This window comes from Litoribacterium kuwaitense (genome assembly GCF_011058155.1).
GTDB classification, from domain to species: domain Bacteria; phylum Bacillota; class Bacilli; order Bacillales; family DSM-28697; genus Litoribacterium; species Litoribacterium kuwaitense.
Genome location: NZ_JAALFC010000029.1, coordinates 14,354 through 35,718, shown reverse-complemented (window position 1 = coordinate 35,718; position 21,365 = coordinate 14,354). Strand labels below are relative to the sequence as shown.

Annotated in this window: 17 protein-coding genes; 12 read left to right on the top strand and 5 right to left on the bottom strand. The window is 44.1% G+C overall.

What is annotated here, in order from left to right; genetic code table 11:
• Window positions 1-14 precede the first annotated feature (14 nt).
• The 3 genes from G4V62_RS13695 (at window position 15) to G4V62_RS13685 (ending at window position 4,991) form a co-directional block, all read left to right on the top strand.
• The gene (locus G4V62_RS13695; RefSeq protein WP_165203123.1) at window positions 15-2,465 is read left to right on the top strand and encodes a glycoside hydrolase family 38 N-terminal domain-containing protein; all 2,451 of its coding nucleotides are present in this window, start codon (window positions 15-17) and stop codon (window positions 2,463-2,465) included.
• 266 nt (window positions 2,466-2,731) lie between these two features.
• Window positions 2,732-3,256 carry a GNAT family N-acetyltransferase gene (locus G4V62_RS13690; protein ID WP_165203121.1) on the top strand — a complete coding sequence of 175 codons (525 nt, stop codon included), beginning with the start codon at window positions 2,732-2,734 and terminating at the stop codon, window positions 3,254-3,256.
• Window positions 3,257-3,686: 430 nt separating this feature from the next.
• Window positions 3,687-4,991 (top strand): M60 family metallopeptidase, encoded by a 1,305-nt coding sequence (locus G4V62_RS13685; protein ID WP_165203119.1) that lies wholly within the window; start codon window positions 3,687-3,689, stop codon window positions 4,989-4,991.
• Window positions 4,992-5,578: 587 nt separating this feature from the next.
• Here G4V62_RS13685 and G4V62_RS13680 read toward each other — a convergent pair.
• The 3 genes from G4V62_RS13680 to G4V62_RS13670 form a co-directional block, all read right to left on the bottom strand.
• Window positions 5,579-5,776 carry a hypothetical protein gene (locus tag G4V62_RS13680; RefSeq protein WP_165203117.1) on the bottom strand — a complete coding sequence of 66 codons (198 nt, stop codon included), beginning with the start codon at window positions 5,774-5,776 and terminating at the stop codon, window positions 5,579-5,581.
• Between the two features lie 165 nt (window positions 5,777-5,941).
• Entirely contained in the window at window positions 5,942-6,346 is a 405-nt protein-coding gene (locus G4V62_RS13675) for a VOC family protein (protein ID WP_165203115.1), read from the bottom strand.
• Between the two features lie 389 nt (window positions 6,347-6,735).
• Window positions 6,736-9,402, bottom strand: a complete 2,667-nt coding sequence (locus G4V62_RS13670) for a DEAD/DEAH box helicase family protein (protein WP_165203113.1) — start codon at window positions 9,400-9,402, stop codon at window positions 6,736-6,738.
• 535 nt (window positions 9,403-9,937) lie between these two features.
• Here G4V62_RS13670 and G4V62_RS13665 point away from each other — a divergent pair.
• The 9 genes from G4V62_RS13665 (at window position 9,938) to G4V62_RS13625 (ending at window position 18,779) form a co-directional block, all read left to right on the top strand.
• Complete coding sequence (locus G4V62_RS13665; RefSeq protein WP_165203111.1) at window positions 9,938-11,137, top strand: ROK family transcriptional regulator; 1,200 nt, start codon at window positions 9,938-9,940, stop codon at window positions 11,135-11,137.
• 23 nt (window positions 11,138-11,160) lie between these two features.
• Complete coding sequence (locus G4V62_RS13660) at window positions 11,161-11,997, top strand: sugar phosphate isomerase/epimerase family protein (RefSeq protein WP_165203109.1); 837 nt, start codon at window positions 11,161-11,163, stop codon at window positions 11,995-11,997.
• Window positions 11,998-12,009: 12 nt separating this feature from the next.
• The gene (locus G4V62_RS13655; protein ID WP_165203107.1) at window positions 12,010-12,996 is read left to right on the top strand and encodes a Gfo/Idh/MocA family protein; all 987 of its coding nucleotides are present in this window, start codon (window positions 12,010-12,012) and stop codon (window positions 12,994-12,996) included.
• Between the two features lie 31 nt (window positions 12,997-13,027).
• Window positions 13,028-14,023, top strand: a complete 996-nt coding sequence (locus G4V62_RS13650; protein ID WP_165203105.1) for a Gfo/Idh/MocA family protein — start codon at window positions 13,028-13,030, stop codon at window positions 14,021-14,023.
• Window positions 14,020-15,012 (top strand): Gfo/Idh/MocA family protein, encoded by a 993-nt coding sequence (locus tag G4V62_RS13645; protein ID WP_165203103.1) that lies wholly within the window; start codon window positions 14,020-14,022, stop codon window positions 15,010-15,012. Before G4V62_RS13650 ends, G4V62_RS13645 begins: the two co-directional genes overlap by 4 nt.
• A 12-nt stretch (window positions 15,013-15,024) precedes the next feature.
• Window positions 15,025-16,287, top strand: coding sequence for an ABC transporter substrate-binding protein (locus tag G4V62_RS13640; RefSeq protein WP_165203101.1), 1,263 nt, complete (start codon window positions 15,025-15,027; stop codon window positions 16,285-16,287).
• A 74-nt stretch (window positions 16,288-16,361) separates the two neighbouring features.
• Window positions 16,362-17,357, top strand: a complete 996-nt coding sequence (locus G4V62_RS13635) for a carbohydrate ABC transporter permease (protein WP_312855500.1) — start codon at window positions 16,362-16,364, stop codon at window positions 17,355-17,357.
• Between the two features lie 11 nt (window positions 17,358-17,368).
• Window positions 17,369-18,130: a carbohydrate ABC transporter permease gene (locus G4V62_RS13630; RefSeq protein ID WP_165203135.1), complete on the top strand. Its 762-nt coding sequence runs from the start codon at window positions 17,369-17,371 to the stop codon at window positions 18,128-18,130.
• 193 nt (window positions 18,131-18,323) lie between these two features.
• Complete coding sequence (locus G4V62_RS13625) at window positions 18,324-18,779, top strand: GNAT family N-acetyltransferase (RefSeq protein ID WP_165203099.1); 456 nt, start codon at window positions 18,324-18,326, stop codon at window positions 18,777-18,779.
• A gap of 126 nt (window positions 18,780-18,905) precedes the next feature.
• Here the strand turns inward: G4V62_RS13625 and G4V62_RS13620 are convergent, their stop codons facing one another.
• Together G4V62_RS13620 and bioB are read right to left on the bottom strand one after the other, a co-directional pair.
• The gene (locus G4V62_RS13620; protein WP_165203097.1) at window positions 18,906-19,967 is read right to left on the bottom strand and encodes a bifunctional transcriptional activator/DNA repair enzyme AdaA; all 1,062 of its coding nucleotides are present in this window, start codon (window positions 19,965-19,967) and stop codon (window positions 18,906-18,908) included.
• A gap of 89 nt (window positions 19,968-20,056) precedes the next feature.
• Entirely contained in the window at window positions 20,057-21,052 is a 996-nt protein-coding gene (bioB, locus tag G4V62_RS13615) for a biotin synthase BioB (protein ID WP_165203095.1), read from the bottom strand.
• Between the last annotated feature and the right edge of the window lie 313 nt (window positions 21,053-21,365).

Sequence of the window (21,365 nt, the reverse complement as noted above, 5' to 3'; positions counted from 1 at the left end):
GAGCGAAAAAATATATGAAACAACTAAATCGAAAGTGGCGCATATACGCGATCCATCATTCCCATACAGATATTGGCTATACAGAAAGGCAGGAACGCATTGAACAGTATCATATTGACTTTATTCGCCAAGCCATTGCCATCTCAAAAGACATCCGTTCCGGGGTACGTCCTGAGAGAAAGGGCTTTAAATGGACGTGTGAGACATTTTGGGCTGTCGAACAGTTTTTAAAAGAGGCGTCGGAAGAAGAAAAAAAGGATTTTGCGGAAGCGGTACGGCAGGGAGATATTGAATTATCGGGAACCTATCTGAATATGACAGAACTTGCTGGCGAAGATTTGCTTCGCTCAATTCATCAAAAAGCGGCAGATTACGGAAAGTCGATCGGCGTTTCTGTAGATTCGGCGATGACCGCAGATATTAATGGGTATAGCTGGGGCTACGCGCAGAGTTTGCTCGATGTCGGCGTAAAACACTTGTTTTCGTGTATTCATACACATCATGGCATGTTCCCCCTCGGTCGTAAACAAATGCCGTTTTGGTGGGAAACGCCAGCGGGTGAACGGTTGCTCGTATGGAATGGGGAGCATTACATGATCGGTAATGAGCTCGGCCTCTGTCCGGATGGCGTCGGACGCTATATGATTCGTGATGAATTTCATACACCGGCAATCGTAGACAATCACGATGAAGTGATGACGACACGGATTGAACGTTATTTAAAAAAGCTAGAGGAGGAAGGGTATCCATACGACTTCGTGCCCGTGATGGTATCAGGACTTGCAACGGACAATGGTTCACCAAATGGCGACATTATGCAAGTGCTGAATGCGTGGAATGAAAAGCATGGCGAGCAAGTGCAAATTGAAATGACGACATTAAGTCAGTTCTTTAAGCAATTGAAAGTACAGAAGACGGACATTCCTGTGTATCGTGGAGATTGGCCAGACTGGTGGTCAGACGGCGTCGCATCGACACCAATGCAAACACAAATTTTTAAAGACGGCCAGCGTGCGTTGCGTAAAGTTAAAGCGCTTGATCCAGATGAGAACATTATTAGCGCTGAAGAGCGAGAGAAGATTGAACACCAGCTCGTCATGTACGCTGAGCATACGTGGGGCTATCATGCATCGATTCATTCGCCATGGGATTGGAATGTACAAATGCTTGAAGTACGCAAGCTCGCATACGCGGCCAATGCCAGTCGGCTAGCGCATCATGCATTAGACAAACTAAACGCCGCAAACGGGGGCGCATTGTTACATCCAGGACGGGCATTTCGCTATCAAGTGATGAATACGGAATCACAGCCCACTAAGCAACTGGTTGAATTAACATGGAATGGCTTTGAGAACGCACGGTTTTCGGACGGATTGGAAGTCGTTGAGGAGCAAAGCGGAAAAGTTGTTCCCCATCAAACGAGCTTTGAAAGTGCAACCATTGAGGTCGATCTTCAGCCAGGAGAACAAAAGCACTACTTTATCCGTCCGGTAAAAACGTCTGCAGCGATCACGACGAGTAATGTTAAATTGGTCGGCGCGGACACAATCTACGACATTGATGATATCCAGCCTTCAGGGGCGGGCACTAGCCCATTTGTGATTACGGAGCACAGCATCGAGTCGCCTTATGTGAAATTAACGTGGAGCGGGGAAGGCATTGATTCCTGGATAGATAAAGCGTCAGGAGAAGATTTGCTTCGTACCGATCGGAAGCATAACGCTTTTTCTCCAGTCTACGAAGTGACGCCGGCGACAGACCCTAAACATTCAGGGAGCGTTTTTACCGCACGAAGTACGATGGGCCGTAACCGTAAAGGATTAAATGTGCAACGTTCCGTAGGTCAACTGGTCAAGGCGCGTGCGTTAGCAAATGGTCCATTGTTCGGCACGGTTGAGCTCCAGTTTGAAGTCGATGGTATGAGCTATTATTCACTATTCTTAAAAGTATACGCGTCAAGCAGCCGAGTAGACGTCGCTGTTCGCCTGCATAAGGAGAGCGTATGGGAGCCTGAAAACGTCTATATTTCCCTCCCTTTTATGACGAGTACAAAGCAGGACGAAACACTCTATTTTGATAAAGCGGGTGCCAATGTACGTCCATGGGTCGATCAGCTTCCAGGAACGCTGTTAGATTATTACTGCATTCAAGATGGTATGGCCTTTGTCGGCGAAGAACGCTCGCTCATGATCGCCACACCAGATACGCCGCTTGTGCAATTAGGCAGCCTCGAACGCGGCACGCGATTATTGCATACCCAGCAAAAGGATGACACTGAGCGTCACGTTTATTCATGGGCGATGAGTAACTATTGGGAGACGAATTTTAAAGCGACATTAGGCGGCTTTTACGAATTCCGCTATCTTGTCGATACAAATTCAACGATGAACGATGCCCAGCAAGCGATTGGGCATTGTCAGACGATGAGTTCAGGATTGACTGTGTGGCGCATGAACGCGGAGTAAACAATCAAAATACGCAAGGCAGCCCCGTAACAGGACACAAGACCCAATGTCCTGTTACGGGACTTTTTACTTAATTTAAGCCGGAACTAACGGTTAAGTTTATCTAAAGAGCCATGTATGATGCGAAATGCTTCCCCACGATTAAGATATAGGCTCTTTCTCACACGATGAATTAAAGAAGGAAAAGGGGAAGAGGTCTAGAAAGTATTTCCAGAAGGAGATCAATGATTGACTAAAAATAGAATGTAAAGAGAAAGGCAGTCAATATGGGAATTCGAAATGAAGAAAAACGAGACTATCAACGAACCGAGCAACTTGTCAAAGAAGCCTTTGCTGAACTACCCTACAGCGATCAAACAGAGCATGAGCTTGTACACCGTTTGCGCAAAACAGATGTGTTTATTCCAGAGCTTTCAATCGTTTACGAACGAGAAGAAGATCTCATCGGTCATATTATGTTAAGCAAGATTCAAATAAAAAATGAGACGAAGACGACGGAAGCCCTCGCCCTCGCTCCTGTCTCTGTGAAACCTGCCTTTCAAAACCAAGGGGTCGGGAAAGCATTAATGCATCATTCATTAGAGAAAGCTAGAATGCTAGGGTTTCAAGTGGTGATTGTCATCGGACACGAGAGGTATTATCCAAAATTCGGATTTACACGAGCGTCGCAGTATCAAATTTTCCCGCCCTTTGATGTTTCTGACGAAGCTTTTATGGTCTTAGAGCTCGTCAAAGGCAGCTTAGACGGCGTGCATGGTATTGTAGAATATCCAGAAGTGTTTCTCGTGTAAAGTTAGGTGTACCGTTCTAAGTGCGAACTCCTAAGCTTGTATAAATCTTGAAGGGTTCGCACCAAATTGTCGAAATGATACTAAATGAATGCTGTCATTCTTCAAAAAATAATGCGTTCTTGACCATTGTGTAAATGAGGTCATGATCACCCCGTTCTATCAGTCTGGTACAATGATTATCTCTTAAATCTTAATATTTACAAAAATCTAATAATTAACAATATAGAGAACTCCATTGAGGAAACTGTGTAAATGGCGACTTCTAAGCGCATGAACAATCATGTTTTTATTTCTATATAGTTAATGAAAGGAGGGGGTTGCTAAATTTTCTATTGAACTTTTTCAGAAGATTTATCTAGAAGTAAATCTTGTTGTGTGACACAAAAAATATTGAGATTGTTCCGAAAGGGAGATGGAAATGAGAGCAAAAATGACTATGATAAGCAGTTTTTTATTAATTTTCACCTTGATTTTTCCTACTTATTCACTGGCAAGTGCTCCTGACAATAAAACAACGATTACTTTACAACAAAACGGTACGATTGACGATGAACGAGAGCGTTTAAAGGTGTCGTTTGGTCCCTCATATTATCAGCCAACAGGACGCTATGTATCCGAAGGTCAAGAAATCACTGTCACTGTGCATAAAGCCAATCAGTCCGTTCTGCCTAGACTTGTCATCTCCCCACCGATATTAAATGAATATGCAGAAGGGAGATCAGAAGGGATTGAACTGAAACCAGGCGTCAATAAAATGACCGCTTCAGAAAGCGGCATTCTTTATCTGATTAATGAAAGCGAGCCGACCAATCAACCGGCACAAGTGACAATTAATGGCGCAGACATTATCCCGACATTTGAACTAGGAAATACAACGCTAGCGGAATGGCAGCAAAGCTTGGAAGACAATGCCACTGCGCCTGTGTTTGAATTAGTATCATCTAAAGTGATGATTACAGCAGATATCAGTTTTGCAGAGATGGTTTCCGACCCGGAAGAATTACTAGAAGCGCATGACGAAGTTGTCGATATTGAAGCCGAAGTATCAGGGTTATCACCAAATGCGAGCTCCTTACATCGAACGACAGACTTCCGTTATCATTACCGGCAAACCCAAGAAGAGGGATATTGGATGTACGCTTGGTTTAATCACACGGCCTATGCTGAGGAAGCCATGCAGTATGTATTAGACCTAAATCTATTGAAAACGGATGGTTGGGGACCGTGGCATGAGCTAGGCCACGTGCATCAGCAATACCCTTGGACACCAGGCATGTTTACTGAAGTCACAACGAACATCTTTAGCCTTACCGTTCAGGAACATTTTGGCCAACCTTCACGCTTGGAAGCAGACGGTGTCTACGATAGAGCCTTCGAATTTTTAGAAGAGCCGTCCAGAGATTATGCTGATTTAGGCGTCTTTGAGAAACTCGTGATGTTCTGGCAATTGGACCTTGCGTATGGAGATGATTTTTATCCGACCTTCTTTAAGCAGGTTCGTGAAACACCAGAAAGCGAACTGCCACAAACCAATGAAGAAAAAATACAACAAACGATGGTCTGGGCTTCTGAAGCTGCAAGACAGAACTTGATTCCATTTTTTGAAGAATGGGGACTTTCGTTAACAGACGAAACGAAAGACGACATTGTTGATTTAGGATTCCCAGAGTTAGAAGCAGAAATTTGGAAAAATACTGACAGCAACAATACGATAGAGCCAAACCCTGCGCCCTAAGAATATAAAAAATTAGGGAGGAGAAGAACAGGAAAGATGACTGAAGTACCGACAGTGAGTTAGTTGTGAAGGTGACATGACTTGAATGATTATCTTGAGCAAGTTTATAGTCGCTAAGAAGCCGAAGACTTATCAAGGCGAAAATGAAGCAATTTGGGGCAACGTCTTCGTTTCAATAGTGCGAAAGGCTCTGGAGACAAGTCATTCCGCTCTTAATATAAAGCCTTTTGAGGAAATGTACTATTGATCACGAATAATTCAACGACATATGATCTCTAAAAGACGATGCCAATAAGCATCGTCTTCTGTTCGTCCACTATAGGATCTAAAAGTATTAGAACGCTTTATTTTTATCTATCTTCAAGTTGTGTTCTTTACAATATGCATGAAAAAAGTCTTCGAGTTCAGATTTATTCACGATGAGACAAAGAGCTGGACCAGAATCTGTTATACTATGATGACTCATTTTACCTGCGTCAAGCGCAAAGATAAGCTTATACATTTAAATATCGGCAAATTCTGATGGCGGCGCGATATAAAAGATCATGAACCCTGGGTCTGAAGGGGCAAATTCACAATGATATTGCTTATCCATACTGATTAATTCTGAAAAAATTTGATGCTAATCCGTATTTAAAATAAGCGAAATCCCATGATATACCCTTTGTATTCAATACATCACGAAGGATTACTTTACTTTTTAAACCATCTCCTCTATCGGCAATGAACTGAATTTCAAACTCACAGCCACTATTTTCATATTCTATGTCTCTTAAAATAGCCATTTAAAATCTCCTTATGTCCTCTTAAAGGAACGGCAATAAGTACAGATTTAATCACTTGTCCTTAACTCACCGAGAAGACCAGGTAAATACATTGGCTTGTATTTATCCTAAGTATCTTCTCATTACAGTCTTTGTGAAAAAGCGCTTAATTTTTAGGCTATTATTTTATTCTTTAAAAGGAAGGTCTAGCTGCCAGGAAACCCCAAAGCGATCGACTAGCCAGCCGAAGCGGTGACTGAATCCATAATGATCGAGAGGCATGAGCGCGTCGCCTTCTTCAGCCAGTGCATCATACAAGGCTTGTATTTCCTCTTCTGTCGTACAGGTGAGGTATATAGAAAACGAGGGAGTGAAGGTAAAATCGTGCTTGATGTGGCTGTCGATGCACATAAATTCTTGCCCTTTCAGTGAAAAGGTGGCACTCATCACGGTTCCTTCTTCACCTACATCATTTGCACCGTAGCGAGTAATACTTTTCACTTCAGAGTCTTCGACCAATGAGATGTACCAATTCATTGCTTCTTCAGCGTTGCCTTCTTGAAACATTAAAAAAGGTATTGGTTTCTCCATGTCATCTAGGCTCCTTTCATAATCATACGAGCTTTTTATTATTGTCTCTTATTGGTAGTAAATTAAACAGCTTCTTGATATTCTCTGCTCGATACGAAAAATATTGTTTTCGACTGTTCCTTCTGCTGTAAGGCATTCGTTTAAAGACATCTGGGCTCTAAATCCTTTAGCTGTCTGTCAACAATGCTATTTCTAAAAAGGAGTTTCAGCATTCAACAGCCTCAAACGTATTTCTACTCAACTTTGTTTTACATAAAGTCTCCCTATGTGTTATTTTCCTGAAATACGGGCAACAGTAGGTCCATCGTTGCCGATCCGGTTTTGTTTTCTGTAAAAAATAGGTGAATACAACGAGGCGTAGTATGTCAGCCTAACTTTCAAGGAAACGATTATTTCCATACGCTTTTGCGTTCTGTCCGTTTGACAAATTTTCCGGACATGGCTTTTACGCGTGCTTTTAATAAGATCTTTCTTCCATCAACATTTCTTGTGAAAATGGCACTTGCTTGACCGAGTTTCTTTTGCCACTTCTCTTCAAAAAGCTGGGTGTATTCCTTTTTGCGTCCGATTTCGTCTGGGATCGCGTGGTAATCGTGGCGGGCATACCACTTTCCCCCAGATGTGCGATGAAGGATGTATCTGGGGTTATCTATCGGCTCAAGAAACTGCTGTAAAGCTTGCAAAAACAGTTTTTGTTCATAAGGAGTTCCTTTTTCGAGGGAACAGCAGACCATGCCATTTGATTGATTATTGACGCCGACTTTGTTTTGCTTTGGCGGGGTATCGATACTTCCAATTTCAAATAAAACATCATAAATGATCTGTCCAGCGGTTTGTAAGCTTGATTCAATCGAAATATTCCCAACAAATATTCGCACAGCCTTCCACCAAAAGGGTGCTGAAAAAATCAAGCCCGCGACGCCGGCAATTGCTATTGTAGGCAAAATGCCATCATACTCTACATAGAGGCTCGCCTCAGCAGATTCATACACTATACCTATGATCATTGCTGCCGTCGTGATGAGCAGTGCTTTTAATGTGTGCTTAAATAAAAATGGTCTCGGTACGGCGTGCTTTTTTACATCCATTTGTTCTCTTTTCTTTTCACCTAAATGTGTGGCTTCCTGCCATCTTGCAAACAAGCTTGTCCTCTTCATTGCTCGTTTTGTCATAAGAGAATTGATGTCCTCTGCCGTTTTAGCTGAAAATGGCGGGTGAGGGAAGCGGAGGCGCTCTATCCCAGAAACGATCATCGGTAATTCCTCGTCTAATCCACTTAACGATTTAAACCTTCTCGATAATGAAGAATAATCATATCCTCCATCCAACGTGTTGGTATCAACACATACCAAGTGCCAAATGTTTGCGCATTTTTCGGGATTGGTTTTGTCTGAGCGGATCGCCCTTCCTCTCATTTGGTTGGTTAACATGAATGACCCGACAAATGAAGCTAATACGAGCGTGTTTACGCTTGGCGCATCCCAACCTTCTCCGAGCAAGGCAGTTGTTCCTACCAGCGTATCAATATATCCTTCTGAAAAGAGGGTCGTGATGACTTTCACCATCTCTTGCCTTGATGCTCCGGTCATCATCACTTCGCTGTATGCTGGATCGTGTCGTAATGGCTGAACTGAAAAATTTAAATCGGATGAATGCAGGCGAGAAACGGCATGAGTTGGAATAATGACGATCGAGCCAGTTAAAACACCAAGCTGGCAACGATTTTTCAGTTGCCTTCTTAACACTTCAAAGATAGGAATGACTCCCAACCGGTGCATTGGTTTTATGTCTTGATCTGCTTTGGGCAAGTCATCTTTATATATGTAATCAGCTAACACAACAAGCCGGAACTCATTTCCTTGCGTGTCTTTTTCAAGTGAAACGACATTTGTTATACTTTGCAGTTTCGAAGCACTTTGCATGAAAGTCCGTTGCATTCTCTTTGTTGCGACCAGTCGGACACTTTTTCGTTCAAGTGCGCCGATGCTTGATAATGTCTTTCTTATGCTTTTAAGAGGCTCGTCTTTCACATTCACGTGTTGGTCATGATAAAGCAGTCCACTAAGCAATTCTTCCATCCATTCGTCAGTCAGCTGCGGCAAATCAGTATGTTTTTCATCCAGTTGTTGAAAAGGCAATTGCCAACGATCGCTCCCAATATCTTTTAAAAACAAAATAATGGAAATGAAATACCCGTATTTAGCCAATTTTTCCTCAAGCTCGTTTGTTGAAGTGATCCACGGATGGTTTTCTAAAAGGTGTATCAAGTCTTTATTGACTTTGACCTCTTGAATCACCTTTTGTACTTCACCGCGAAAGGCACGGATCGGGCCTTCTTCCTTCTGGCTGAGCGTAGACATCCAGACGTAATCTTGGTGTGGACACAGATCCCCTTCTCTGACTAAGGCAGCAATATCGATTTCCTCATCGATTGGTCCGCACAATTCCAAATACTTTTCCCATTCTGAGGAACTTACATCGTATGGTGGGGTTGCGGTTAGTGCAACTACCGCCGGTTGCTTTAATTGATCGCGAAACCATCGGGTTGTCTCCCACCAGCTCGTCCTTAAATGATGGGCTTCGTCTAAAATCAATGTTTGAAAGTTTTGCAGAAGCAGCTTTTCTAACGCTTTTTCTTTTGTACAAATATCAACCTCGTTTAGTTCTCTTTCGACATCATCTAAATCGGAATCGTTGCCTTTCTCTTTAGTTTTGCCTTCTAATAAAGCATGTAGCCCTTGATATGTAGTCACTGTCACAAACGCTGGGTTCCTTACATCCGTTGAAATCCAATCAGGCGGCTCTTGCTGCTGTAAGAACAACTCCGTAAAACGATCAACCCACTGGTTGCGTATCGCCAATGTTGGCGACACAATAAGCGTTGGTTTATTTAATCGCAGCATGACCTCTAAGCCGAGCACCGTTTTTCCTGACCCTGGCGGTGCAACAAGGTGTAAATGATTGTTTTTTAAATGTGTATTTAAATGTTCCAATACTTCGCGTTGATAACTTCGCCAAGGATAACAAAATTTGACTCCTTGAGGAAATTGCTTCACTTACATCACCCACCTCAATCCAATCTATTTCGTCAACTCAATCAGTTTCTTCATTTATTTTCATTAAACTTAATTCCGCGAACCTTTTCAAGCTATGTGAGGCTATCATGCTTTGGCGGAAGGCATCACTTTTGCAAATACGACAAACGGATCCCCCGGTTTTTAGTAATCCCTGTCTCACCTTGTTAAACATCTGAAAAACATTGCACGAGCTTAGCATGAACCTGGTAAACACTTTTCAGTGAGCGATGATCCATACTACCTATGTACCGAAAAAAGTGACGGCCTTTTTTTTTCTGTGACTTCTTAAAACAAAGTCGCCTGTTAAAATTGTCTAAAAAGACAAATTAGGCAAAAAAGACACAAAAATGGTTGTTTATTTTACAGAATACTTATATAATGCAGTTGAAAACTTCATACAACCAGTGCTAAAAGTAACTTCATAAAAACCGAAATTTGCTAATGTGTTTTCTAATGTGTCTCGTTTTTAGCTTTACTTCATCCGGTCGTTGGAGAATGTTGAGGTGACGTCGGATTGCGGAGAACAGGTGATTTAAAGCTCATCCAGGAATTAAATCGGTCCATCATTTTGGATACGATACGTCATTATGGTCCAATCTCCCGAACAGAGATCGCCAAAAGGCACCAGCTTAGTCCGACGACCGTTACGACAGCTGTGCAGGAGCTTATTCAAGAAGGGCTTGTAGGCGAAGGAGGCATTGGACAATCAAGCGGCGGGAGAAAACCTAAGCTTGTGCAATTTTTACCGGATCGCCATTTTATGATCGGCGTTGCGATCAAAAAATCATCACTGATTGTCTCTGAAATGAATTTGGAAGCAAATGTGCGGCGGAAAATTCACGTTCCTGTGCAGACCAATGGCCCGAAAGTCATTGAGGAAGTGATCGAAGTGCTGCAAGCTTTCATGAAGCACACGGCTTCACTTGACAAGTGTGCAGGCATTGCGGTCATTACCCAAGGGGTGGTCGATGCGTCGGAAGGTGTCGTCCGTCATAATTCTAAGATGAATTTGTTCAATGTCCCGATTAAACGGATGTTTGAAGATGCCTTTCATCTACCTGTTTATGTGGACAATGATACAAACGCTTTCATTTTGGCAGAAAAGAATTTTAATTCTTTTGATTCATGTAAAAATATGCTATATGTGACTGTAGGCGACGGGGTAGGCGCTGGGATTATTGTCAACGGTGACATTTATCGAGGCAGAGGTGGCGGAGCTGGAGAGTTTGGTCATACGAGCATTGACCGCCATGGTGAGCTTTGTGAGTGTGGAAGCCGTGGATGTTTAGAAAATTATGTCAGTTGGCCAGCCATTCAAACACGTATTTTCTCTCACATTACAAAAGGGGCAACTTCACCGATGGTAGAGGCGGCACAAGGTGATATTTTAAAGATGACGCTACCGCTTTTTATTCGCTCGTTGAAGGACAAAGATCCGCTGGCCGTGATGATTAATGATGAAGTGGCAAAGAATCTGGCCATAGGCATCACGAATTTGGTTCATTTATTTAATCCAGAAAAGGTCATTCTTGGAGGGGAGTTGGTCTATGAGAACGAATCCTTGTACAACCAAGTCAAAGTCCATTTGGAGAAAAATACGCTCCACCCTATGGCTAAAGGGCTAAAGGTGCAAATGACGTCGCTTGAAGGGAATTTTGATATGTTAGGTGCAGCTTCGGTACTACTTCAAGATAAATTTAATTTTTCATTGTAGCATTATTACATTTTTTAGGAGGCATGATCATGTTAAAAGCTTTAAATCAATGGTGTTTTCCAGCTGGAACTTCTTTGGAAGACGTTTTCTCGATCAGTCAAGAAGCGGGGTTTACGGCAGTAGAGCTTAATTTGAATGATGATGGTGATGTCGGGCTGACGATGCAGACGACGGATGAGGAAGCGCTTGAGATTAAGGCAATGGCTGAATCGTATGGCTTAAAGCTTCGCAGCCTGTCTACAGCGCTATTATGGAAATATCCACTTTGTGCGGAAGATGCAGAGGTACGTGCTAAAGGGAGCGCAGTCGTGCAAAAGCAAATTGAGCTGGCATCCGTTATGGGAATGGACACCATTCTTGTCGTGCCTGGAGCAGTCACAGATGCAGTTCCTTATGATGCGTGCTATGAGAGAAGCCAGGAAATGCTCAAGCCTCTTTTAAAAATTGCTGAAGAAAAAGATGTTTTTATCGGTATCGAAAATGTGTGGAACAAGTTTTTAATGTCGCCGCTTGAACTAGCCCGTTACGTTGACGAGCTTGATTCTCCAAAAGCAGCGGTTTACTTTGATGTAGGTAATGTGTTGCAATTTGGCTTCCCAGAGCAATGGATTCGTATTCTCGGTTCACGTATTGCCAAAATTCACGTAAAAGACTTTAAAACGTCAACAGGTAACATTACCGGCTTTGTGTCACTACTATCAGGTGATGTGAACTGGAAGGCTGTGGCTCAGGCGATGAAGGACATCGGTTATGATGATGTGTTAACAGCAGAATTGTCTCCGTATGCCCTGTCACCAAAAGCATTGCCTGAAGATACGTCTCGTCATATGGACTATATTATGAATAGTGTTAACGAATAAGGGGGATTATTGATGAGTAAAGTAAAAGTTGGGTTTATCGGTGTCGGTGGCATTGCGTCTGTGCATTTGAAAAATATTTCTGATAACGAGAATGCAGAAATTGTCGCCGTATGTGATATTTCTGAAGAGAACGTGCAACGTGCATCTTCACAATATGGTGCACCAGCATATACTGACAGTAAACAAATGATCGAAGAAATTGACATGGATGCGCTCTATTTATGCGTTCCACCTTTTGCGCACGGCACGTTGGAAGAGGATGCAGTCGCAAAAGGGATTCACTTATTGGTTGAAAAGCCCGTTGAGCTGGATGTAGCGAAAGCGGCAAAGAAAGGTGAGGCCATTAAAGAAGCAGGAATTATCAATGCTTCGGGCTATTGCTTACGGTATTTAGATACAGTTCAAAAAGCGAAAGAATACTTAGAAGGTAAAGAAATCGGTATGGTCCGTGGTTACTATTTGAGTGCATTTGTGCCGACGCCTTGGTTTAGGGAGATGGACAAGTCTGGCGGGCAGCTTGTTGAGCAGGCGACGCATACGCTTGACCTTATGCGTTATTTTGCCGGAGATATTACCGATGTCTATGCAAATATGAATCTATCACTATTAAAAGATATTCCGAATATCACGATCCCAGATGTGACGTCTGTCAACTGTGTCTTTGAATCAGGTGTCGTCGGACATTTAGATTGCTCGAATACACAGCCAGATCATCGTTCCGGACTTGAAATTCTCGGTAGAGACTTCCGCGTGCACATCGATGGCACGGACTTGGAAATCGTCGAAAAAGGCAAGGTTACGCGTTATAAAGCAACGGTTAATTTTATGGCTGAAGAGGATAAGCAATTTATCGAAGCGGTTCGGACAAAAGATCAGAGCTTAATCTTATCTTGTTATCAAAATGGACTGGAAACGTTGACAGCGACAATGGCTGCAAACGAATCCAATGAAACAAAAGCGCCTGTAAAGATTTCTGAGTTTGCCAAAAGTACTACTTGAATAACGCTTCTGTAATGAAAGGAGATTACCTATGCGTGCAGTGATCATTGCGGGTTCTGGTCATATGGGAAAAAGCCATGCGAAGGAGTGGCGTACGTTAGGCGTCACGATCGCAGGTGTTGTGAGCCGTTCTGGTCAAGCAGGCGAGGAGGAGGCTTGGCGGGGAATCCCTGTATTCCCCAGCCTCCAAGATGCGCTTGCTGAGACCAAAGGTGTAGATGCAGTCGACATCTGCTTACCGACGTATTTGCATAAAGAGGCGATTGAAACGGTCGCAGCTGCCAAAAAAGCGGTCGTTTGTGAAAAACCTCTTGCTCTATCGTCGCAAGAGGCACGAGCTATCATTCAAGTATGTAAAGATAACGGAGTTGCGCTGTATCCTGGGCATGTACTTCGGTTTCATAACGAATACGCTTTGGCTCGGCAGAAGGTGAAAGATGGCGCGATTGGACAGCCAGGGGTCTTTCGTCTCGCGCGCAAAAACCGCTATCCTTATAACGGTGAGCCGAGCTGGTATAGTGACGAGACAAAAAGCGGTGGCGTGACTTTTGATTTAGGCATTCACGATTTTGATTGGATCTTGTGGACGCTTGGTCATGCTGAACGGATTATGGCTCGACGGGTGAAACGTGCGTCGACAGATCGTCCGGTTGATTACGTATTGGCAGTCATTCGGATGGAAAACGGTGCAATGGTGCATGTTGAGCTTTCGTGGGAGCACGACAGATTTGAAAGCAGCTTTGAGTTGTCCGGACAAAACGGGATGCTGACTCACAGTAGCGCTGACACTGAAGCCGTCAAATGGATTGGTCCAGTGACGGAGCAGGATAAAGTGCCGACACCGAAAAGTACTGGTCCATCGCCGATGTTTAAGCAATTGCAGCATTTTATCCGTTGTCATCGCGGCGAAGAAACGCTGCAGATTCAGCCGGAGGACGCTTTAAGAGCAATTGAATTAGCAGAGGCAGTAGTACAATCAGCAGAGGAAGGCCGACCAGTGGAGCTTAAAGGAGGGGTCGTCTCATGAAGATCGGATTCATTAGCTTTGCGCATATGCACGCTTACAGCTATGCGAGCGTGGTGAGTGCCCATCCTGAATTAGAGATAGCAGGTATTTGGGATGCGGACGAAGAACGAGGACAGCGCATGGCTTCAGATTGGCAAACGACTTATGAGTCAAGTCTGGAGACATTTTTGGAAACTGAGATGGATGCGGTCATTATTTGTTCGGAGAATGCCAATCATAAAGAACATGTAGTCAAAGCAGCTCAAGCAGGAAAACACATTCTCTGTGAGAAGCCGATTGCGACGAAGGTTGAGGATGCGCGCGTCATGATTGAGGCGTGTGAGCAAGCGGGTGTCATCTTGCAAATTGCTTACCCCGTTCGCTTTGCGGATGCAATTCAGAAGGCGCGGTCGATCATTAACGAAGGAGAGCTCGGTGAAGTGCTCGCTGTCAACGGAACGAACCACGGTCAGATGCCAGGCGGCTGGTTTATTCAGCCTGAGCTATCCGGTGGTGGAGCGGCTGCGGATCATATCGTCCACGTGATGGACTTGCTCCGTTGGATTCTAAAGGACGAAGTGGCGCAAGTATATGCGGAGCTAGACACACGCTATTACGACATTGATGTAGAAGATTGTGGGCTCGTCTCGTTGCAGATGGAAAAAGGGACTGTCGTTACCATCGATCCAAGCTGGTCACGGCCAAAAACATTTCCGGCCTGGGGCGACGTATTATTAGAAATCGTCGGTACGAAAGGCAAGCTTTCTATTGATGCTACGAAAGAGCACGTCGTCTATTATAATGATGCCGCGGGCAGAGTGTCTCAACTTGGCTATAGTACAAATTCCGATCAAGCGTTAATGGCTGATTTTATCGAAACAATTAAAAACGGTGGTACACCTTCAATCACTGGTGAGGACGGATTACGCACACTGGAAGTTGTCGTCGCGGCTTATGAATCTAACAGAGATAAGAAAGCGATTACAAACGAGAGGCTACAACTAAGCTAAGGGGGTTTTGTTGTGAAGCAACGACTAGTGGTTCTTTTAGGTGCGTTGATGATGGTCATGCTTGCCGCTTGTGGCGGCGGTGATGATTCAGGCGATGCTGGTGGCGATACGACGCTGCAAATAGGTCTCTGGGATGAAAACCTTAAAGACGTCATAGATCAAAATATTGCCCGATTTGAGGAAGAAAACCCGGGTGTTACGGTGGAAGTGACATATACACCTTGGGCGGATTATTGGACTAAGCTGAGAACAAACCTTGCTGGTGGGGGCGGTCCTGATGTCTTTTGGATGAATGGTCCAAATATTTATCAGTATGCATCTTCAGGCTTGATTAAAGATATTCAACCATTCATTGACGAAGAAGACTTGGACACTACTGTGTTTAACGATTCTCTCGTTGAATTGTATACGTACGAAGATAGCATGTATGGATTACCAACATTTCTTGATACTATTGGCTTGTTTTACAACAAAGCGTTGTTTGATGAGGCCGGTGTCGATTATCCGACAGCCGATTGGACTTGGGATGATCTTGAAGAGGCAGCTGAACAGCTGACAGACGAAGAAAAAGGGCAGTATGGCTATATTGCATTCAATTCCGAACAGGCTGGTTATTACAATTTAATTCTTCAAAACGGAGGATACATTATCAGTGATGATAAAACGACCTCAGGTATGGGTTCTCCAGAGGCTTTAGAAGCTATGGAGTGGATGCAAATGATGCTTGACCAAATGTACTCTCCGTCAATACAGACACAAATCGAAACGGAGCCCAACCAGATTTTTGGATCGCGTAAAGCAGCGATGCTGCCAAACATCTCCGTGAATACGCCTTATTTGTATGAAATGCTCGGAGACGATCTTGGAATTGCACCACTACCTGCGGGCAAGGAAAAAGCAGCCATCGTTCACGGCTTGAGCTGGGTCATGAATGCCCAAACTGAACACGAAGAGCTCGCATGGAAGCTTATGAAGTCTTTGACCGACGAAGAAGCTGGAAAGCTTATGGCAGAGTCTGGGTTTAGTATCCCGGCATATAAAGGAACGGAAGATGCGTGGGTTGAATCAATTCCAGGCCTCGATCTTCAAGTGTTTATTGACACGCTAGAGTTTGGTGTTCCTTATCCAGTGTCTGAGCAAACAGCGGAATGGCAGACGATTGAACAAACTGAAATAGAATCAGCACTTTTAGGCAATCAGCCATTAGACGAGGCATTAAAGAAAGTCGAAGAAGGTATGAACGAGATACTGGCAGAAGAGCAAGCAGACGAATAATACATGGGGGTGTATCTTCCCCCTCTTCCCTAAAAAGGAGTCTATGAGACTACGTTTTTCTAGGAGGAGTACTTATGAAAGATTCATCAAGAGCTCATTCAGCTCCGGTTATAAAGAAAAAAAGTGCTGCTAAGAGGAAAGAAGCGATTTGGGCATATCTGTTCATCGCACCTACGACGCTCGGGCTGCTGCTTTTTTATATGGCACCTGCAGGATCGTCTTTTTATTTAGCTTTAACGAACTGGGATGGCCTGAAAACCCCAACCTTTATCGGTTTGGAAAATTTCACAAAAGCGCTTGAAGACGATTCTTTTATACGTTCGTTATGGAATACGTTATTTTTTACAATAGGTTCCGTTCCTGTATCGATTGCGATTGCGACCATTGTGGCCGTACTACTAAATGCAAAAATTAAAGGGATGGTTATCTATCGGACATTGTATTTCCTACCGGTCGTTACCATGCCGATCGCGGTAGGTATGATTTGGCGTTGGTTGTATAATTCTGAATATGGACTGATCAATTTTTTCCTCGGAAAAATCGGAATAGATCCAATTAACTGGCTGTTTGATGAACGCTTTGCACTTTTATCTATTATTATCGCTAGTGTTTGGACAAGTATTGGATATAACACGGTCATTATTTTAGCTGGTTTACAGGGGATTTCAGATACGTACTATGAAGCGGCAACACTTGATGGAGCGGGAGAAATTAAAAAGTTTTTCCATATCACTTTACCGCTTGTAACGCCGAGCCTCTTCTTTGTTTTAGTGATGGCGATGATTAACTCACTACAGGTCTTTGATTTAATTTTCGTCATGGTCGGAGATAACCCGACGTTGTTAGAACCGACACGCACGGTGGTTTACAGTATTTGGGAAGATGGCTTTAAATTCTTTGATATGGGATATGCGTCGGCGCAAGCCTTGCTATTGTTCCTCGTCATACTGATTTTCACCATTGTACAAATGGTGCTGCAAAAAAATGGGTGCATTATCAATAAAAGGAGGAATTTGCGTTGCCACACAATCGTCATCGTAAATGGATCGTTCATATCATACTCATTTTAGGCGCATTCATTATGGTCACGCCGTTCCTCTGGATGATCAGCACGTCATTTAAAAGCTTTGCTGAATCCATGCAGGTGCCGCCGACCATTTTTCCGAATGAATTTCAACTTGATAACTACGCACGAGTTTTCCAGCAATTCGACTTTCTGCAATATTTTATGAACACGTTAATTGTGACCGTCGGGCGTACTGTTGGACAGCTAATCCTCTGTTCGATGGCTGCATACGCCTTTGCCCGCCTCTATTTTCCGTTTAAAAATGTCATTTTCGTCGCCATTCTATCGGTTTTAATGGTGCCTTCACAAATTGTGATGATTCCAACCTTTGTCATCATGAGAGAATTTGGTTGGATTGACACGTTTGCCGCATTAATCGTTCCTGGCATCTTTAGTGCTTTCGGCGTCTTCTTACTTCGTCAATTCTTTATGGCCATTCCGCGTGAGCTTGACGAGGCTGCGAAAATTGATGGTTGCTCTTACCCTGGGATTTTTTGGAGGATTATCTTGCCATTATCACGACCAGCGCTTGTCGCTTTAGCGATCTTTACGGTTCTTGCCTCATGGAATGACTTCCTCTGGCCGTTGATCGTCACATCGTCCGATAGCATGCGCGTTCTGTCGATTGGAATCGCAAACTTCCAAGGTCAATATGCGACGGAGTATCCATTGCTTATGGCAGGTGCCTTACTTGCCACGCTGCCAATGATCCTCATCTTCGTTTTCCTGCAACGTTATTTTATTGCTGGAATTGCTTTAAGCGGGTTGAAGGGGTAAATATAAGGTACACGTAAGATAAGTTGAAGGAAAGTGGAGACCTAATGATGATTAGGTCTCTTTGTATATGTTTTTACATTCAAGCAAAACGAGGGAAACGTTGGGGGATAGGGGATTACTTCATGAGATTTTAAATTCGGTAAAATTAAGATATAATAAAGTCTGACAATTTATGGTGAAAGAGGTGCTCGCTTTGGACATTTTCAAGCTTGAGAACACAGAAGAACCTCTCCCGATGGAGCTCCTCTTGCAAGCAGACCCATCCCCATTGCTTGTGGAGGAATACGTGTCACGTGGGAAATGCCATGTGGCGATCGAGGATGGTGCGATCATCGGCGTTTACGTGTTGATTTCGACGCGTCCAGACACTGTGGAGCTTGTCAATGTGTCGGTAGATGAGAAGTGGCAAGGACAAGGGATCGGAAAACGACTTGTACTGCATGCGGTGGAGGAATCGCGACGTTTAGGTTATCAAACCATTGAGGTCGGGACGGGAAATTCAAGCGTTGGTCAGTTGGCGCTCTACCAGAAATGCGGTTTTCGGATGACGTGGATTGATCGTGATTTTTTCTTGCGTCATTACGATGAGCCGATCTATGAAAATGGCATACAGGTTGTTGATATGGTGCGGCTGTCACAGGATTTATAAAATGTTGCTAAGCTGTGAAAGTTTTTTAGTGTGAAAGGAGCTGTCTGGACTCTTTTTACAGAGGTTACGTTAGCTAGCGACGTGTTTTTCAAAAAAGTAAAAGGGCTCCCAAATTCGCAGGGAGCCTTATTGATCATTAGGCATGCCCATTTTTTCATGGTCAATAAGCCATTGCTTCCGGGAAAGCCCGCCAGCATAACCGCCGAGATCGCCGTTGGAGCGGATCACGCGATGACATGGGACGATAATGGCCAGTTGGTTGGCGCCGTTTGCGTTCGCTACGGCACGTGTTGCTGTTGGACGACCGACGGCTTGGGCGAGCTCGGCATAAGAGCGTGTCTCTCCGTGCGGAATGGCTTGGAGTGCTTGCCAGACGCTCGTTTGAAATGGGGAGCCGCAGAAGCGAATCGGGGTCTCGAAGTTTGTCAACGTTCCAGAGTAATAGGCTTGTAATTCTTTTTCAATAGACTCAATGGGTGCGCTCGTTCCGGGGACAATCATGGCATGATACTTTTGCCGCAGGCGTTCTATTTCCCGCTCAAGTCCACGACGATCGACGAACTCTAAGAGCCAGAGGACGTCTTCGTCGGCCATTGTAATCATTGGACCGAGTGGTGTATCCAGCCATGCGGTCTTTAGGACGGTTGTGGATTGACCGGCACGGGCAGGTGGTTCGCCCATAATGCGTGAAAATGCATCTCTGAATCCGCTGCCTGATTCATAGCCGGTCGTAAGTTGCGCATCAAGCACGGAAGCGCCTGCACGAATGTTTTTCATGGCCAGTCCCATTCGTCGCGCGCGCGCGTATTCAACGAAAGTCATACCGAAGCGTTTTTGAAACTGGCGGCGTGCGGTCGAGGCGTCGATATCGAGGTCGTCTAAATCTCGATTGCTCCAACGCTTTTCTGGCTGTTGTTCAATGGCTTCCACAAGCTTGCGAACGAGTGGCGATACGTGACTTGGGTGTGACAGTGGCTGGCATCGCTTGCACGGGCGAAAGGAGGCGAGGAGCGCTTCCTGAGCCGTGCGGAAAAACTCGCAGTTCTCGCTTTTCGGTTTTCGTGCTGGGCAGGAGGGGCGACAAAACACACCTGTCGTTTTCACCCCAACGAAAAAGATGCCTTCGTATGCCGTGTCTTTTCTAAGAAGTGCTTCGTAAAATTCCTTTTTTTGTTCTGCTGAGAGCATACCGTTCACCTCGTCATTCGGATACTTCTATTGTAACGAATCAAGCCACTCTCTGGCGCCGAAAATGAGGCATTTATTTTTAAAATTTTTCACACGGGGAATTCACTTTTTTCATAATCGATCTCAAAGCCGAGGTCCTTTAACATCTGATGATCCTTCGTGCCTTCTTGTCCGGCTGTTGTTAAATAATCGCCGATAAAAATGGAATTGGCAGGATATAAGCCAAGTGGCTGTAAGCTTCGCAAGTTGACTTCTCGTCCGCCGGAGATGCGGATTTCCTTCGTCGGGTTAATGAAGCGGAACAAGCACAGTACTTTGAGACAATAGAGTGGATGAAGTTCGTCAGTACCTTCTAACAACGTCCCTTCCATTGCATGAAGAAAATTGACGGGAATTGAATCGGCGTCTAGTGCTTTTAAAGCAACTGCCATGTCGATGACGTCTTGTTTCGTTTCTCTCATGCCGACAATGACACCTGAGCAAGGCGAGATGCCTGCTTCTTTCGCTTTATGGACTGTCGAGACGCGGTCTTGGTACGTATGACTGGTCGTAATTTGGTCGTGATGATTTTCTGACGTATTAATATTATGATTATAACGGTCGACACCTGCTTCTTTCAGCCGCTCCGCTTGACTTGGCTTTAAAATACCGAGGCAAGCACAAATCTTTAACGGGTATTTTTCTTTAATCTCTTTGACGGCACTCGTCACATTTGCTAATTCACGTTCGGTCGGACCGCGTCCGCTAGCAACAATACAATATGTACCTGAGTTCAGCTGATGCGCTTTTTCAGCCCCTTGAACAATCGTGTCCTTGTCCATCATGCGGTACTTTTGAATCGGATGAGTTGAATCGCGTGACTGGGCACAATAGCCGCAGTTTTCTGGACAAGCCCCTGACTTCGTATTGATAATCAGATTTAATTTAACCTTGTTACCGTAATAATGCTTCCGAATCGTATAAGCGCTATGGAGCAAAGGGAGAATGTCGTCGTCGGGATAATCTAAGATCATTCGTGCTTCTGCTCGTGTTAGTTCATAGCCGTTGATGACTTGTCGCGCCAATGGTTGAAGATCACGGGTCATTATTGATAAAGCCTCCTCATTCATGCGTTTAATGTAAACTTTAAATAAAATAAGTTTACATTAATGGAATCATAAATTTATGTTGAGGTCAATCCTTCGTTTACAATCAGCTCGTTTTTACATGATGTAAGCAGGCTTTTGGAATTTTGTATCTTGATAAAGCAGTCAGCCTCTGAGCAAGGGCTCAGGTTGGCCGGGCACTGAAGGTCTCTTCGGTCGCATTACGCGCTTAGGGCGAAGTGTTCTTTAGTCAGGCTAGAATGACAAGATACAGCGCTGCCCTTTTTGTCCTTATTCTTTTTTTCGTTCTACC

Coding starts and splice junctions, on each gene's coding strand:
- G4V62_RS13695 (WP_165203123.1), top strand. CDS start 15: ATGAAACAACTAAATCGAAAGTGGCGCATATACGCGATCCATCATTCC.
- G4V62_RS13690 (WP_165203121.1), top strand. CDS start 2,732: ATGGGAATTCGAAATGAAGAAAAACGAGACTATCAACGAACCGAGCAA.
- G4V62_RS13685 (WP_165203119.1), top strand. CDS start 3,687: ATGACTATGATAAGCAGTTTTTTATTAATTTTCACCTTGATTTTTCCT.
- G4V62_RS13680 (WP_165203117.1), bottom strand. CDS start 5,776: ATGGCTATTTTAAGAGACATAGAATATGAAAATAGTGGCTGTGAGTTT.
- G4V62_RS13675 (WP_165203115.1), bottom strand. CDS start 6,346: ATGGAGAAACCAATACCTTTTTTAATGTTTCAAGAAGGCAACGCTGAA.
- G4V62_RS13660 (WP_165203109.1), top strand. CDS start 11,161: ATGATCATGTTAAAAGCTTTAAATCAATGGTGTTTTCCAGCTGGAACT.
- G4V62_RS13655 (WP_165203107.1), top strand. CDS start 12,010: ATGAGTAAAGTAAAAGTTGGGTTTATCGGTGTCGGTGGCATTGCGTCT.
- G4V62_RS13650 (WP_165203105.1), top strand. CDS start 13,028: ATGCGTGCAGTGATCATTGCGGGTTCTGGTCATATGGGAAAAAGCCAT.
- G4V62_RS13645 (WP_165203103.1), top strand. CDS start 14,020: ATGAAGATCGGATTCATTAGCTTTGCGCATATGCACGCTTACAGCTAT.
- G4V62_RS13635 (WP_312855500.1), top strand. CDS start 16,362: ATGAAAGATTCATCAAGAGCTCATTCAGCTCCGGTTATAAAGAAAAAA.
- G4V62_RS13630 (WP_165203135.1), top strand. CDS start 17,369: ATGGTCACGCCGTTCCTCTGGATGATCAGCACGTCATTTAAAAGCTTT.
- G4V62_RS13620 (WP_165203097.1), bottom strand. CDS start 19,967: ATGCTCTCAGCAGAACAAAAAAAGGAATTTTACGAAGCACTTCTTAGA.
- bioB (WP_165203095.1), bottom strand. CDS start 21,052: ATGACCCGTGATCTTCAACCATTGGCGCGACAAGTCATCAACGGCTAT.